The 14252-nt window shown below is 69.1% G+C and carries 14 protein-coding genes; 2 read left to right on the plus strand and 12 right to left on the minus strand.

Features of this window, described 5'->3' with window-relative positions:
* Position 1: 1 nt before the first annotated feature.
* The 4 genes from FWJ24_RS07205 to dusB all read right to left on the minus strand — a co-directional run bounded on the left by FWJ24_RS07205 (position 2) and on the right by dusB (position 6066).
* The gene (locus FWJ24_RS07205; RefSeq protein WP_150287129.1) at positions 2-2326 is read right to left on the minus strand and encodes a sensor histidine kinase NtrY-like; all 2325 of its coding nucleotides are present in this window, start codon (positions 2324-2326) and stop codon (positions 2-4) included.
* Between the two features lie 125 nt (positions 2327-2451).
* Positions 2452-3981: a nitrogen regulation protein NR(I) gene (gene ntrC / locus FWJ24_RS07210; RefSeq protein WP_425468910.1), complete on the minus strand. Its 1530-nt coding sequence runs from the start codon at positions 3979-3981 to the stop codon at positions 2452-2454.
* Positions 3965-5065, minus strand: coding sequence for a two-component system sensor histidine kinase NtrB (locus FWJ24_RS07215; RefSeq protein ID WP_150287131.1), 1101 nt, complete (start codon positions 5063-5065; stop codon positions 3965-3967). The genes ntrC and FWJ24_RS07215 overlap by 17 nt, the downstream gene beginning before the upstream one ends.
* Complete coding sequence (dusB, locus tag FWJ24_RS07220; protein ID WP_150287132.1) at positions 5065-6066, minus strand: tRNA dihydrouridine synthase DusB; 1002 nt, start codon at positions 6064-6066, stop codon at positions 5065-5067. The genes FWJ24_RS07215 and dusB overlap by 1 nt, the downstream gene beginning before the upstream one ends.
* Positions 6067-6279: 213 nt before the next feature.
* Between dusB and FWJ24_RS07225 the strand changes: the two genes are divergently transcribed.
* Positions 6280-7497, plus strand: coding sequence for a bifunctional 2-C-methyl-D-erythritol 4-phosphate cytidylyltransferase/2-C-methyl-D-erythritol 2,4-cyclodiphosphate synthase (locus tag FWJ24_RS07225; protein ID WP_246155596.1), 1218 nt, complete (start codon positions 6280-6282; stop codon positions 7495-7497).
* A gap of 24 nt (positions 7498-7521) precedes the next feature.
* Positions 7522-8037 (plus strand): CinA family protein, encoded by a 516-nt coding sequence (locus tag FWJ24_RS07230; RefSeq protein ID WP_150287133.1) that lies wholly within the window; start codon positions 7522-7524, stop codon positions 8035-8037.
* On the opposite strand, the gene FWJ24_RS07235 is transcribed toward FWJ24_RS07230, so the two are convergent.
* The 8 genes from FWJ24_RS07235 to FWJ24_RS07270 form a co-directional block, all read right to left on the minus strand.
* The gene (locus FWJ24_RS07235; protein WP_150287134.1) at positions 8029-8499 is read right to left on the minus strand and encodes a type II toxin-antitoxin system RatA family toxin; all 471 of its coding nucleotides are present in this window, start codon (positions 8497-8499) and stop codon (positions 8029-8031) included. The two genes, FWJ24_RS07230 and FWJ24_RS07235, sit on opposite strands and share 9 nt — an antisense overlap.
* A gap of 93 nt (positions 8500-8592) precedes the next feature.
* Complete coding sequence (gene lipA, locus FWJ24_RS07240; RefSeq protein ID WP_150287135.1) at positions 8593-9654, minus strand: lipoyl synthase; 1062 nt, start codon at positions 9652-9654, stop codon at positions 8593-8595.
* A gap of 124 nt (positions 9655-9778) precedes the next feature.
* Positions 9779-10030 carry a GlsB/YeaQ/YmgE family stress response membrane protein gene (locus tag FWJ24_RS07245; protein WP_150287136.1) on the minus strand — a complete coding sequence of 84 codons (252 nt, stop codon included), beginning with the start codon at positions 10028-10030 and terminating at the stop codon, positions 9779-9781.
* A gap of 83 nt (positions 10031-10113) precedes the next feature.
* Positions 10114-10425, minus strand: coding sequence for a hypothetical protein (locus tag FWJ24_RS07250; RefSeq protein WP_150287137.1), 312 nt, complete (start codon positions 10423-10425; stop codon positions 10114-10116).
* Between the two features lie 7 nt (positions 10426-10432).
* On the minus strand, positions 10433-11872 hold the full coding sequence (lpdA, locus tag FWJ24_RS07255) for a dihydrolipoyl dehydrogenase (RefSeq protein ID WP_150287138.1): 1440 nt from the start codon (positions 11870-11872) through the stop codon (positions 10433-10435).
* Positions 11873-11908: 36 nt separating this feature from the next.
* The gene (locus FWJ24_RS07260) at positions 11909-12145 is read right to left on the minus strand and encodes an HP1242/YdcH family protein (protein WP_150287139.1); all 237 of its coding nucleotides are present in this window, start codon (positions 12143-12145) and stop codon (positions 11909-11911) included.
* A gap of 65 nt (positions 12146-12210) precedes the next feature.
* Complete coding sequence (locus FWJ24_RS07265; RefSeq protein WP_150287140.1) at positions 12211-12858, minus strand: SGNH/GDSL hydrolase family protein; 648 nt, start codon at positions 12856-12858, stop codon at positions 12211-12213.
* 24 nt (positions 12859-12882) lie between these two features.
* Positions 12883-14238, minus strand: a complete 1356-nt coding sequence (locus tag FWJ24_RS07270; RefSeq protein ID WP_150287141.1) for a pyruvate dehydrogenase complex dihydrolipoamide acetyltransferase — start codon at positions 14236-14238, stop codon at positions 12883-12885.
* Positions 14239-14252: the final 14 nt, after the last annotated feature.

Here is a 14252-nt window from a genome sequence, read left to right on the forward strand (position 1 = left end):
CTCATTCACCTTGCAGGATGGGGGCCGGCCGGCCCGTCTCGGCCGCCCGGCCGGGCTCGGTCTCGATCCGCGCGACGCGCGGCAGATGGATACGGACGAGCGCGCCGGCGGGATTCTCACCGTTCTCGGCCGGCGGATCGAGCAATTCGATCCGCCCGCCATGCTCCTCGAAGATCTTGGCGACGATCGGCAGGCCCAGCCCGGTGCCGCCCTCGCGGGTCGTCATGTAGGGTTCGAGCAGCCGCTGCCGGTTCTCGCGCGGGAAGCCCTTGCCGTTGTCGCGGATGTCGAGCACGATCTCGACCGCATTGGCCTCGACCAGGCTCACGGAGATCCGCCCCGTGCCGGCGGCACCCGCCGGGCTCTCGGAGATCGCCTCGCAGGCGTTCTTGAGCAGGTTCTGCACCGCCTGCGCGACGAGGCGCCGATCGAACCGGGCCGTGACAGGGCCTTCCGGCAGCCCCTCGTCGAAGGTGACGCCGGGATTGCCGACGCGCATCATGAAGATCACTTCCCGGAGCACGCGCACGATGTCCTCGTCGGTCGGTTGCGGCTTCGGCATGCGGGCGAAGGAGGAGAATTCGTCGACCATCCGCTTGATGTCCTCGACCTGGCGGATGATCGTGTCGGTGCATTGGTCGAACACCGCCCGGTCCTCGGTGATGACCTTGCCGAATTTGCGGCGGATGCGCTCCGCCGAGAGCTGGATCGGCGTCAGCGGGTTCTTGATCTCGTGCGCGATGCGCCGCGCGACATCCGCCCAGGCGGCGCTGCGCTGCGCGGTGACGAGATCGGTGATGTCGTCGAGCGTGATGACGAGGCCGTCGGCGGAATCGCCCGTCACCCGAACGGAGAGCGTGCGCTCCTTGCCGCGCCGGCTGATCGTCGCCTCGTGCTGGACGAGGCGCTGGGCGCCGGCGGCCCGCGCCTCGGCGATGAAGCCGTCGATCTCCGGCAGGATCTCGTCCGTCGCCGCGCCATGAACCTCGCGGCCGTCGAGCGCCAGGATCTGCCGCGCCATCGGGTTCATCAGCGAGACGCGCCCCTCGGGATCAAGCCCGATCACCCCGGCCGGCACGCCGGCGAGCATCGCCTCGATGAAGCGTCGGCGCTCGTCGATGACGCGGCTCGCATCGACGAGGCTGTCGCGCTGCTCGCGCAGCACCGTGGTCATGTTGTTGAAGGTCGCGCCGAGCTGGCCGAGATCGGAACCGATCTTGGCCAGCGGTACCTGGACATAGAGATTGCCGGCCGAGACCTGATCCGTGGCCTGCATCAGCCGGCGGATCGGGTCGACGAGCCGATCGGCAAAGCCGAGCCCGAGCAGCACGGCGGCGAGCAGCCCGATCAGCGTCAGCAGCGCGAAGACCAGGGCGATGCCGAATTGCGTCGCGTTGCGCCGCGCTTCGAGCGTCTGGTATTGCAGCACGCCCGAGCGCGCCACGACCGGGAATTCCAGCATGCGCGGATCGATGGCGCGCGCCACCATGAGATAGGTGTCGGGCCCGAAGCTCGCGAGCTTGATCAGCCCGCCGATCGCCTCGCGCGAGAACAGGCAGGGCGGCTCGTCCGTCGCGGCATAGCGGAAATCCTCCGGCGCCGGCCGCGGCGGATCGAGCGTCCGCTCGGTGATGTCGGCACGGTCGACCAGCGTGCCGTCCTCGCGGAAGATCACCGTGTAGGGAAAGCCGAGCGCGCTGGCGCGGCCGTTGATGAAGGCATGGAAGCCCTGGCTGTTGTTGAGGAAGAAGCCGGAGACCATGGCGCGATCGAGATCGGCGGCCATGAGCCGCATCTCGCGGCCGAGATTCTGGCAAATCTGCTGCTGGAAATCGCGCGAGATCACCTCGGCCTGCTGGACGAGTTTCGAGAGATCCCCGGAGAACCAGGGGGTGAGCCCGCGCTCCAGCGCGACAAGCCCGGCGCCGGCGATGATCGTCGTCGGCACCGCCGCGACGAGGCTGAACAGCCCGACCACCCGCAGATGCAGCCGCGCCCCCGCCGCCCGCGCGCGGTTCGCCTGCCGCAGTCGCCAGAGCTGGCGGATCACGATCGCGAGCAGCGCCAGGATCAACAGCAGATCGACCCCGAGCAACGCCGAGACCGTGCGGATATTGGGTTCGAGCCCGAACGAGCCGATCAGGAACAGGAAGGTGCCGATCGCGGCGATCAGCGCCACGGCGACGACGCTCGTCGCGAAAAACGAGCCGATCGTCTCGTCGGGCTGCGGCGGGGCGGCGGCGGCGGACGCTTCCGCACCGCCGGCATCCCGCGCGCCGCGCGGGGCCTCCTCTCCCGACCGGGGGGGCGATCCGTTCTCGCTCATCGGGAAGGTGTCGCGCTCCGTTGCGGGCTGTGGCGGACGCCGAAGGCCGGTTCACATCCCCAGCTTTAAGCGGGAATGACTCCTGCGCGCAACACTGTTGTTCGATTGCGACAAATCTGCGGCATTCACCCCACCGCGCTCGTCATGCGGATGCCGAGTTCGCGGATCTTCTTGCGCAGGGTGTTGCGGTTGAGCCCGAGCAGATCGGCCGCACGCACCTGGTTGCCGTTGGTGGCTGCGAGCGCCGCCGCGACCAGCGGCCGCTCGAACTCTACCAGAAACCGGTCATAGAGCCCCGGCGGCGGCAATTCGTCGCCGAAACGGCTGAAATAGCCCTTGAGATGCGCGCGGAAAAACGCTTCGAGCGAATCCCCGCTCGGAACCGCCTCGATGATGCGCGATTCCGGCTCGCGCGGCAGCGCCCGGCGCACGCTCGCAAGTTCGCTCTCGATGGCCGCCGGGCCGATCACATCGTCCGGGTGCAGCGCGGCGAGCCGGCGGACCAGATTCTCGAGTTCGCGGATATTGCCCGGCCAATCGTGGCGCTTCAGCCGCTCCAGCCCGGCCTGGTCCACCACCTTGCGCGGCAGCCCCTCCTTCTCGGCCTGGGCGAGGAAATGGCGGACGAGATCAGGGATGTCGCCGAGCCGCTCGCGCAACGGCGGCAGGCGGATCGGCACCACCGAGAGCCGGTAATAGAGATCCTCCCGGAACAGCCCCTTCTCGATCAGCGTCACGAGATCCTTGTTGGTCGCCGCGACGATGCGGACATCGGTGCGGATCGGCGTGCGGCCGCCGACCGTCATGTATTCGCCCTGCTGGAGCACCCGCAGCAGCCGGGTCTGCGCCTCCATCGGCATATCGCCGATCTCGTCGAGGAACAGAGTTCCGCCTTCGGCCTGCTCGAACCGGCCGGTGGAGCGGGCCTGCGCGCCGGTGAAGGCCCCCTTCTCATGGCCGAACAGCTCGCTCTCGATCAGATCGCGCGGAATTGCCGCCATGTTGATCGCGACGAACGGCCCTTTCCGCCGCCGGCCGAAATCGTGCAGCGCGCGGGCGACCAGCTCCTTGCCGGTGCCGCTCTCGCCGGTGATCATCACCGTGAGATCGGTGTTCATCAGCCGCGCCAGCACGCGGTAGACATCCTGCATCGCCGCCGATCGGCCGACGAGCGGGATCTCGTCGGGCCTGCCCTCCCCCTTCGCCGGTTCAGCCGGGGCGCGGCGCGCCTCCGAGCCGGCGAGCGCCTGGCCGACGATGCGCACGAGCTGATCGAGATCGAACGGCTTCGGCAGATATTCGTAGGCGCCGCGCTCCGAGGCGCGGATCGCGGTCATGAAGGTGTTCTGCGCGCTCATCACCACGATCGGCAGGTCCGGCCGCGCCGCCTTCATGCGCGGCAGGACCTCGAAGATGTTCTCGTCCGGCATCACGACATCGGTGATCACGAGATCGCCGTCCCCGGCCTCGACCCAGCGCGAGAGCACATGCGCGCTGCCGGTCGCGCGGACATCGTAGCCCGCCCGCGCCAGCGCTTGCGACACCACCGTCCGGATCGCCAGGTCGTCATCCGCCACCAGGATCATACGCGCCATTCCGCCCGATTCCTCCGCTTTCCGCGCCTGTGCGGCGTGGCCTTCATCGCTCGCGATCATGGTGCATCGGCAGGAGGATGCGAAACAGGGTCTGCCCCTTGAGGCGCTCGCATTCGATGACGCCGCCGTGATCGCTGACGACCTTCGCCACCAGTGCAAGACCGAGGCCAGTTCCGCTCGCCTTCGAGGTGACGAAGGGCTCGAACAGATGCGGCAGCAGATGCTCCGGCACGCCGGGACCGTTGTCGTAGACGCAGACCTCGAACGGCAAGGCCACACGCTGCGCGCTGGTCGGCATCATCACCGAAACGCCGGGGCGGAAGGCGGTCGAAAGAATGATACGGCCATCTTCTGCATTTTCACCAATGGCTTCGGCGGCGTTCTTGACAAGGTTAAGCAGCGCCTGGACCAGCCGGTCGCGGTTGGCGCCGATCTCCGGCAGCGAGGGGTCGAACCGGTGCTCGAACTGGATATGGGCCGCGAATCCGCTCGAGGCCAGCCGGCTCACATGGTCGAGCACCTCATGGATGTTGACCGGCGCCAGCGGCAGCGGCCGTCCGTCCGAGAATACTTCGAACCGCTCGACCAGCCGGACGATGCGGTCGACCTCGGCCCGGATCAGCGTGGAGAGCGGCTTTTCCGCCTCCGGCAGGCTTCTCTCGATGAGCTGCGCCGCGCCGCGGATGCCCGAGAGCGGGTTCTTGATCTCATGCGCCAGCATCGAGGCCATGGCCCCCACCGAACGCGCCGCGTCGCGATGGGTGAGCTGGCGGTTCATCTTGTCCATGATCGCGCGCGGCTGGATCACCAGCAGCACGCCGCCCTCCTCCGCGAGCGGCGCGCCGTAGACATCCGCGACCTGATCGGGCCGTCCGCCACGGCTCGCCGAGAAATCGATGCCGTATTCGGTCACCGAGCCGCCATGGGCGCGGACATGCTCGACGAGCCCGATCAGCGGCGAGCCCGGCGGCAGGATCTCGGCGATGCGTTTCTCGCGCAGCCGGCCGCGGCCATGGCCCAGCATCTGCTCCGCTGCCGAATTGGCGAAGACGACATGATCGCCGGCATCGAGTTCGACGACCGGCATCGGCATGGCTTCGATCAGATTGCGCGACACGCTGCGTTCCCGGCTGATCGCGGCCATCAGGCCGCCTCCGCGCATGCCGGTGCGCGGAGCCCCGCGAGGAAGCGCCGCACCGGCCGTTCATCCCGTTCCTGCAAGATGGCCGCCAGCTCGGCAGATGCCACCGGCACCCCCCGCGCGCGCGCCGCATCCGCATAGGCCGCGACATGCTTGCGCGCATGGCGGATGCCGGCCTCGCGCCCGAGACTGGCCAGCAGCAGGTCATAATGTTCGAGCGCCGCCGCGGCCATCGCGGCCGCATCGGGGCGCGGCCAGGCGCGGCCCGCCAGCGCATGACCGATCTCGCCGACGAGCCAGGGCCGGCCGAGCGCCGCGCGGCCGATCATCACCGCATCGGCGCCCGAAGCCGCCAGCGCCGCCGCAGCCTCGGCCGGCGTTCCGATATCGCCATTGACGACCAGCGGCAGCCGGGTCGCGGCGCGCACGGCGCCCACCGCGCCCCAATCGGCACGGCCCTTGTAGAATTGCTGCCGGGTGCGGGCATGCACGGTGACGAGCGCCAGCCCGTTCGCCTCGGCGCGGCGCGCGAGATCCGGGGCGCTGAGGCTGGCCTCGTCCCAGCCGAGCCGCATTTTCAGCGTCACCGGCACCGAGACGGCGCCGCGCACGGCGGCGATCAGCCGCTCGGCATGGTCGAGATCGCGCATGAGCGCCGAGCCGGACCAGCCGCGCGTGACGCGCTTCGCCGGGCAGCCCATATTGATATCGATGACATGCGCGCCGGCGCCTTCGGCGATCCGCGCCCCCTCCGCCATCGCCGCCGCCTCGCAACCGGCGAGCTGGACGATATGCAGGGCGAGCCCCTCCCCCTCGGCGCGCAGCCGGGCCTCCTCGTCGCCGGCGGCGAGTTGATCCGCCGCGACCATCTCGCTCACGACCGCGCCCGCGCCGAACCTAGCCGCGATCCGCCGGAAGCCGTGATCCGTCACGCCCGACATCGGCGCGAGCAGCGCCGGAACGGCGAGCGCGTGAGGACCGATGCTGAGGCCGGGCGACGCCATCCTGTCATCCTTTGCGGCATGCTGCACAAAAACAAGGCAATCCGCCACCGGGCGGGCAGATCGCGCCGGGAGCACGCATGCCCGCGTTTGCCTGGGCCGTCTCCTCGGGCCCCGGGGACGGGGCCCCGTTACGGCATTCGCCGCCCCCCGGCAAGCGAGGCCGGTGACGTCGGGCGGTTGACGCGCCCGGCAAATCCCCGCAAGGAACGCGCGATGTCCGCCGACAGCATGTCCGCCGCCATGTCCCCGCCCGCCGCAACCGCCGCGATCGTCGTCGCTGCCGGGCGCGGCGCCCGTTTCGGCGGCGAAATCCCGAAGCAATACCGGCTGCTCGGCCGCCGCACCGTCCTCGCCGAGACGCTGGCCCGGCTCGGCGCCGTGCCGGGCATCGGCCGCATCGTCACCGTCATCCATCCCGACGACGCGGCGCGCTATGCCGAGGCGGCGCGGCTGTCGGGCGTGGCGCCGGAACGTCTCGCCGCCACGCCGGGCGCGGCGACGCGGCAGGCGAGTGTCGCGGCCGGGCTCGCAGCGCTGGCGGAAGCCGGGTTCGACGCGGAGGGGATCGTCCTCATCCATGACGCGGCGCGGCCGCTGCTGTCCGAACTGGTGATCCTGCGCGCCATCCTCGCGGCGCGGGATGCCGGCGCGGCGATGCCGGTTTTGCGCGTGCCGGATACGCTCGCGGTTCTCGATGCCGGCGGCGCCCTCGCCGGCCATCATGATCGCGGCGCCGCGCGCCTGGTCCAGACGCCGCAGGCCTTCCGCTTCGGCCTGATCCGTGCCGCCCATGCCCGGGCGGCGGCCGGCGGGCGCGACGATTTCACCGACGATGCCGGCCTCGCCGCCGCGTTCGGCCACCCGGTTGTCGCCTTCGCCGGCGATCCGGATCTGATGAAGATCACCGAGGAGGCGGATCTCGCGCGCGCCGCGCGGCTGCTCGCCCGCCCGGCCGACGAGACGCGCAGCGGGATCGGCTACGATGTCCATGCCTTCACGGCCGGCGATCATGTGATGCTCGGCGGCGTGCGCATCGCCCATGGCCGGGCGCTTTCTGGGCATTCGGACGCCGATCCGGTGCTGCACGCGCTGACCGACGCGCTGCTCGGCACGATCGGCGACGGCGATATCGGCCAGCATTTCCCGCCTTCCGACCCGCGCTGGCGCGGCGCGGATTCACGGCTCTTCCTCGCCGATGCCGCGCGCCGCGTCGCGGAAGCCGGCGGGCAGATCGTCGCGGTCGATTGCACGATCGTCTGCGAGGCGCCGAAGATCGGCCCGCACCGCGCGGCGATGCAGGCGGCGATCGGCGCCGTGCTCGGGCTGGCGGCGGCGCGCGTCGGCGTCAAGGCGACGACCTCGGAGCGGCTCGGCTTCACCGGCCGTGGCGAGGGAATCGCCGCGATCGCAATTGCCAATGTCGGCTTCTGAGGCGATGATCCGGGCGGAGGAGCGATGCCGAAACCGCCCAGCCTGCCCGCCCTTGCCCGCACCGTGCTGGCTGCCGCACGCGCCAACGGCCAGACGATCGCCACGGCGGAATCCTGCACCGGCGGCCTGGTCGCGGCGGCGCTGACCGCAATTTCCGGCTCGTCCGACGTGGTCGATCGCGGCTTCGTCACCTATTCCAATGCGGCCAAGACGGCGATGCTCGGCGTGCCGGCGGCACTGATCGCGGAGGTCGGCGCCGTCTCGGCGGAGGTTGCCGCGGCGATGGCCGAAGGCGCGCTCCGCACATCCGGTGCGGCGCTCGCGGTGGCGATCACCGGCATTGCCGGCCCCGGCGGCGGCAGCGCCGCCAAGCCCGTCGGCCTCGTTCACCTCGCCGCCGCGGCCGCTGACGGCAGGGTGAGCCGGCTTGAGCGACGCTACGACCCGCAACTCGGCCGCGCCGGCATCCGCCGCGCCGCCACCCGCGACGCGCTCGTGATGCTGCGCGATCTCGCGGCCGCGACGCGCGCCTCAGCCTGAAAGGCTCCGCCGCGCCAACGCATCCGCCCGCGCCTCGAAGGCTTCGGCCATCTTGCGGAACACCTTCTCGAACACCGCCCCGGCGAGCATCTGGAAGGTGCGGCTCCTGAACTCGTAATCGATGAAGAAGCGCACATCTGAGCCCGGCGCGCCATCGGCGCGCGGCAGGAAGGTCCAGCGATTTTCCAGATGCCGGAACGGCCCGTCGACATATTCGACCGCGATCCGCAAGCGCGGCCGATCGATGGTCACGCGGGTGGTGAAGGTCTCGCGGATCATCTTGTAGCCGATCGTCATGTCGGCGATGAGCTGCGTCACCCCTTCGCCGCTCTCTGCGCGCCGGCGCACCGCGAGCCGCTCGCACATCGGCACGAATTCGGGGTAGCGCTCGATATCGGCGACGAGATCGAACATGGTCTCGGCGGCATGCCGCACCGGACGCGTAGTCTCGAAGCGCGGCATCAGCGCTCACCCCCTGCAGTCCGGCGGAATGCGCGTGCGCATGTCACCTTGCCCGCACCGGGGCGGCCCGGGAGCAGAACGCATGGCATCGATTCAGCCTGCGAAACTGCCGGACTTCGCCGCCCGCGCCGCCTTAAGCTTCGCGAAATCCTCGCCCGCATGGTGCGAGGATCGCGTGAGCGGCGAGGCCGAAACCATGAGGAACCCCTTGGTATAGGCGATGGTCTCGTAGCCCTTGAATTCATCCGGCGGCACGAAGCGGATGATCGGATGATGCTTCTTCGTCGGCTGGAGATATTGGCCGATCGTGAGGAAATCGACATCCGCCGAGCGCAGATCGTCCATCAATTGCAACACCTCGTTCCGCTCCTCGCCGAGCCCGACCATGATGCCGGACTTGGTGAAGATGGTCGGGTCCAGTTCCTTCACGCGCTGGAGAAGGCGGATGGAGTGGAAATAGCGCGCGCCGGGGCGAACCTTGAGGTATTTAGACGGCACGGTCTCGAGATTGTGGTTGAACACATCCGGCCGCGCGGCGACCACCACCTCGAGCGCCCCCTCCTTGCGCAGGAAATCCGGCGTCAGGATCTCGATCGTCGTTCCCGGCGCACGGGCACGGATCGCGCGGATGGTGCGCGCGAAATGCTCGGCACCGCCATCCTCGAGGTCATCCCGGTCCACCGAGGTCACGACGACATGCCTGAGCCCGAGCTTCGCCGTCGCGGTGGCGACGTAATCCGGCTCGTTGGCATCGAGCGCGCCGGGCAGCCCGGTCTTGACATTGCAGAAGGCGCAGGCCCGCGTGCAGGTATCGCCCATGATCATGAAGGTGGCGTGCTTCTTGTCCCAGCACTCGCCGATATTCGGGCAGCCGGCCTCCTCGCACACCGTGACAAGGCCGTTCTCCTTGACGATGCCATGCGTCTCCCGCCAGCCGGGCGTGCCCGGCGCGCGAACGCGGATCCAGTCCGGCTTGCGCTGGATCGGGTTGTCCGGCCGATGCGCCTTCTCGGGATGGCGGAGTTCCGGCGGCGGCACGGGCAGCCGGGATTCGGCCTCGGCCGCGATCGCGGCGACGCGTGCCGCCCCTTCCGGCGAATGGACGCTGCCGCGCGTTTTCCGCGGATCCTTGTTGAGGAAATCGATCGTCGCCATGGGCCCTCGCGCTTCTTGAGCGTCAGTTACGGCCCGCAGCCCGCGCTGGCAAGCGCCGGCGCGCATGCCCTCCCTGACGCTCCCGCATGCGCGGGGCCGGCGCCGGCCCACACGGCGCCGACGCTCAGCGCCCGAGGAACCGCCCGGCGATGATCACGATCACGCCGCCGATGATGGCGGCCAGCAGCGAGTGCAGGAACGGCCCGCCGAGCCGCAGGCCGAGCGCGCCGAGCAGGTAATGCCCGACCACGGCGCCCACGAGGCCGACGACGACGTTGCGGATGATGCCGCCGGACCCGCCGACGATCAGGCTCGCCAGCCAGCCGGCGATGCCACCGAGCACGAGCGTTATGATGATGGGGGGAATTCCGGGCATCGGTCGGGTCTCCTGTGGCCGTGTCGGAGCACCTCGCCCCGCGCCGAGCATATCATGCCACCGGACGCGCGGCGATCAATCCGTCACGGCGCGTTGGGCTCGGAAATCTCGGCCTTCCCGCTCCTTTTGTCGTAGAGGCAATAGAGGGTCGCGGCGGCGTTCTGCATATGCGGCTGCGGGTAGCGGCCGGTGACGATGCGAAGCACGGCGCCCTCGAAGGGAATCGCCGCTTGCGCCTTGGCCTGCCGGAGCTTCGCGGCCTTGAGGCAGGCGGCTTCGGACTTCTGCCACGATTCCTGCCAGGAATCGGGGCTCGAAGCCATCGCCGCCCCCAGAATCGGGCTCATGATCGGGATGATGGCCGCGAGAGCGGCCCCCGCCAGACGGCGGATCATGCCTCGATCACGCATTGAGCGCCTTGCCATAGGCGTCGAGCACGCTCTCCTTCATCATCTCCGACAGCGTCGGATGCGGGAAGACCACATGCATCAGGTCTTCCTCAGTCGTCTCGAGATTCATCGCGACGACGAAGCCCTGGATCAGTTCGGTCACCTCCGCCCCGACCATATGCGCGCCGAGAAGCTGGCCGGTCTTCGCGTCGAACACGGTCTTGACGAGGCCGTTATCCTCCCCGAGCGCGATCGCCTTGCCGTTGGCGCCGAAGGAGAACCGCCCGACCCTGACCTCGCGCCCGCCCTCCTTCGCCCTGGCCTCCGTGAGGCCGACGCTCGCCACCTGCGGATGGCAATAGGTGCAGCCGGGGATCTTCGCCTTGTCCATCGGGTGGGGATGCAGGCCCTTGATGGCTTCCACGCAGATCACGCCTTCATGCTCGGCCTTGTGCGCGAGCATCGGCGGGCCGGCGACATCGCCGATGGCGTAAAGACCCGGCACGTTCGTGCGACCATAGCCGTCGATCACGATACAGCCTCTCTCTGTCTTGACCCCCAGGGATTCGAGGCCAAGGCCCTCGATATTCCCGACGACCCCGACCGCCGAGATCATCCGCTCGGCGGTGATCTCTTGGCTCGCGCCCTTGTCGTCCTCCACAAGGGCGGTGACGCTGTCGGCGCCCTTCGTGACCTTGGTCACCTTGGTCGAGGTGAGGATCCTCATCCCCTGTTTCTCGAACGATTTACGGGCGATGGCGGCGATTTCCGCGTCCTCCACCGGCATCACCTGCCCCATCACCTCGACGACCGTCACCTCGCAGCCCATGGTGCGGTAGAAGGAGGCGAACTCGATGCCGATGGCACCGGACCCCATTACGATCAGCGATTTCGGCATGGCGGGCGGCACCATGGCCTCGAAATAGGTCCAGATCAGCTTGCCGTCCGGTTCGATCCCCGGCAGCACGCGCGGGCGCGCGCCGGTCGCGATGATGATGTGCTTGGCGGAATAGGTGCCCGCGCCTTTCGTGCCTTTCGGCGCGGGGTGCTGCGGCTCCATCGCCTTTTTTGTCGGCGCCCCCACCACGATCTCGCCCGGCCCGGTGAGCCTGCCCTCGCCCCAGATCACGTCGATCTTGTTCTTCTTCATCAGGAACCCGACGCCGCCATTGAGCCGCCCGGAAACCCCGCGCGAACGCTTGACGACATCGGCCGGATTGTAGGTCATCCGGCCTTCGAGCGTGAGGCCGTAATCCTTTGCGTGATTGGCGAAATGGTAGATCTCGGCCGTGCGCAGCAGCGCCTTGGTCGGAATGCAGCCCCAGTTGAGGCAGATGCCGCCCAGATGCTCGCGTTCGACGATGCCGACCTTGAAGCCGAGCTGCGCGGCCCGGATCGCGGCGACATAGCCGCCGGGCCCGGAGCCGATGATGATGATGTCATAGGCGGACATGACCTTCCGTTCCTCTCCTGGCCATGCCCGGCCGCATCAGGCGGTGAGAATGGCGTAAATCTGGTCCTTCAAGCGCAGGCGGCGCTTGCGCAGCTCGTCCATGGCGAGGTCTTCGACCGGCTCGACCCGCGTCTCGGCGCGGTGCACGGCGCGGTTGACCTCGTGATACTCCGCCGCGAGCCTCGCGAAATGCGCGTCCGAGACCTTGAGCGCGCTGATCCTGGCGGCGAATTCGGGAAATTCCGCGTTGAGTTCGTGCGGCGTGTGGCTCATGCCCCTCTCCTTCGTTTGGGTGATGCCACGCTGGACCGCCTCGCCCCTCCTCTCCTTGATCGTCGTCAATCCGCAAGCAGCGCGCGTACGATGGGCACCAAAGCCGTGCCGATCGCGCGCGTATTCGCGGCGTCGAGATGCACGCCGTCGAACGGCGACGCGCTCGCGACCTGCCCCGCATCGAAGAAGGCGCAGCTCATCTCCGCCGCCAGCGCCTCGTAATACCCCGCGAGCTTGCGCGATTCCGCGATGCCGCCCGCGAACATCTCGGTGAAGAACGTATCGGCGGTCGCCACGATCGCCGGCGGGGCGACGATCAGCACCTTCGTGCCGGCGAAGCCCGGCAGGCGCGGCGAATGCTTCTGAACGATCTCGACGCAGCGCTTCATGCCGAGGAAGGCGGCGCTCGCCGAGCCCGCCACCGCCGGCTTGAGATCATTGGTGCCGAGCAGCAGGATCGCGAGATGCACGGGGCGATGGCTGTGCAGGATGGTCGGCAGGATGCGCGCGCCGTTGCGGTCGCAATCCGCGACATGATCGTCATAGGCCGTGGTGCGGCCGCCGAGCCCCTCGGCGATCACCTCGAAGCCCGGCCCGAGCCCGGCGGCGAGCGCGCCCGGCCAGCGATCCGCCATCGCGTGGCGCGGCGGCCCGCCCGGCGCCGCGTTGGTGCCCCAGGTGAGGCTGTCGCCATAGGCGAGGATGGTTTTCATCGGATCGACCCCGACAGCGCCGGATCAGACCAGCATCCCCATCGGGTTCTCGATATAGTTCTTGAACGCCGCGAGCAGTTCGGCGCCGAGCGCGCCATCGACCGCCCGATGATCGGTCGAGAGCGTGACGCTCATGACCGTGGCAATGGCGAGCGCGCCGTTCTTCACCACCGGCCGCTTCTCGCCCGCCCCCACGGCGAGGATCGTCGCGTGCGGAGGGTTGATGACGGCGGCGAAATCCTTCACCCCGAACATGCCGAGATTGGAGACGGCGGTCGTGCCGCCCTGATATTCCTCGGGCTTGAGCTTGCGCGCCTTGGCGCGGGCGGCAAGATCCTTCATCTCGTTGGAGATGGCGGAGAGCGTCTTGTGGCAGGCATCGCGGATCACCGGCGTGATCAGCCCGCCGGGGATGGAAACCGCCACCCCGACATCCGCATGCCTGTGCCGGAGCATCGCGCCTTCGGTCCATGAGACATTGGCGTCCGGCACCGCGCGCAGCGCCATCGCCATTGCCTTGATCACCATGTCGTTGACCGAGAGTTTGTGGGCGGGCTTGCCGTCCTTCACCGGCGCGGCGGCGTTGATCTGCTCGCGGAGCGCCAGCAGCGCATCAAGTTCGCAATCGACCGTGAGATAGAAATGCGGGATCGTCGATTTCGATTCCTGCAGCCGCCGCGCGATGGTCTTGCGCATGCCATCGTGCGGGATCTCCTCGTAGGAGCCCTCTGCGTAAAGCTTCTTGACCTGCTCGTCGGACATCGCGGGCGCGGGTTTGGGCGCGGCCGCGGAGGCAGGCGCGGCTTGCGGCGCCGCAGCCCCCGGCATGGGAATGATCTTCGCACCGCCCCCCGATTTCGCCGCCTCGACATCGGCCATCACCACCCGACCATGCGGGCCGGAGCCCTTCACGGCGGCGAGATCGATGCCGGCCTCCTTCGCGAGCCGCCGGGCGAGCGGCGAGGCGAAGGCGCGGGCGCCGGATGCGGCAGCGGGCATTGCCGCATCTCCGGCAACGGGAATGGCCGGGGCCGGCGGCGCAGCGACAGCCGCGGCGACCGGCGCCGGCGCGGGTTTCTGTTCAACCTTGGCCGGAGCCGGGGCCCCGCCCCCACCGGCGGCCGCCTTCACATCCTCGCCCTCGGCGGCGATGATCCCGATCAGCGCGTTGACCGCGACATCCTGGCTGCCCTCCGGCACGACGATCTTCGCGAGGATCCCCTCATCGACCGCCTCGACCTCCATGGTCGCCTTGTCGGTCTCGATCTCGGCGATGACATCGCCGGACTTGATCTTGTCGCCTTCCTTCTTGAGCCATTTGGCGAGGTTGCCCTTCTCCATCGTGGGCGACAGCGCGGGCATCAGGATGTTGATGGGCATGGTGCGGGCTCCCT

The organism is Rhabdaerophilum calidifontis, from assembly GCF_008641065.1.
Lineage (GTDB): Bacteria > Pseudomonadota > Alphaproteobacteria > Rhizobiales > Beijerinckiaceae > Rhabdaerophilum > Rhabdaerophilum calidifontis.

What these genes read in the sequence shown, in the direction of transcription:
- FWJ24_RS07205 (WP_150287129.1), bottom strand. Translation starts at nt 2,326, where the DNA reads ATGAGCGAGAACGGATCGCCCCCCCGGTCGGGAGAGGAGGCCCCGCGC.
- ntrC (WP_425468910.1), bottom strand. Translation starts at nt 3,981, where the DNA reads ATGATCGCGAGCGATGAAGGCCACGCCGCACAGGCGCGGAAAGCGGAG.
- FWJ24_RS07215 (WP_150287131.1), bottom strand. Translation starts at nt 5,065, where the DNA reads ATGGCCGCGATCAGCCGGGAACGCAGCGTGTCGCGCAATCTGATCGAA.
- dusB (WP_150287132.1), bottom strand. Translation starts at nt 6,066, where the DNA reads ATGGCGTCGCCCGGCCTCAGCATCGGTCCTCACGCGCTCGCCGTTCCG.
- FWJ24_RS07225 (WP_246155596.1), top strand. Translation starts at nt 6,280, where the DNA reads ATGTCCGCCGACAGCATGTCCGCCGCCATGTCCCCGCCCGCCGCAACC.
- FWJ24_RS07230 (WP_150287133.1), top strand. Translation starts at nt 7,522, where the DNA reads ATGCCGAAACCGCCCAGCCTGCCCGCCCTTGCCCGCACCGTGCTGGCT.
- FWJ24_RS07235 (WP_150287134.1), bottom strand. Translation starts at nt 8,499, where the DNA reads ATGCCGCGCTTCGAGACTACGCGTCCGGTGCGGCATGCCGCCGAGACC.
- lipA (WP_150287135.1), bottom strand. Translation starts at nt 9,654, where the DNA reads ATGGCGACGATCGATTTCCTCAACAAGGATCCGCGGAAAACGCGCGGC.
- FWJ24_RS07245 (WP_150287136.1), bottom strand. Translation starts at nt 10,030, where the DNA reads ATGCCCGGAATTCCCCCCATCATCATAACGCTCGTGCTCGGTGGCATC.
- FWJ24_RS07250 (WP_150287137.1), bottom strand. Translation starts at nt 10,425, where the DNA reads ATGATCCGCCGTCTGGCGGGGGCCGCTCTCGCGGCCATCATCCCGATC.
- lpdA (WP_150287138.1), bottom strand. Translation starts at nt 11,872, where the DNA reads ATGTCCGCCTATGACATCATCATCATCGGCTCCGGGCCCGGCGGCTAT.
- FWJ24_RS07260 (WP_150287139.1), bottom strand. Translation starts at nt 12,145, where the DNA reads ATGAGCCACACGCCGCACGAACTCAACGCGGAATTTCCCGAATTCGCC.
- FWJ24_RS07265 (WP_150287140.1), bottom strand. Translation starts at nt 12,858, where the DNA reads ATGAAAACCATCCTCGCCTATGGCGACAGCCTCACCTGGGGCACCAAC.
- FWJ24_RS07270 (WP_150287141.1), bottom strand. Translation starts at nt 14,238, where the DNA reads ATGCCCATCAACATCCTGATGCCCGCGCTGTCGCCCACGATGGAGAAG.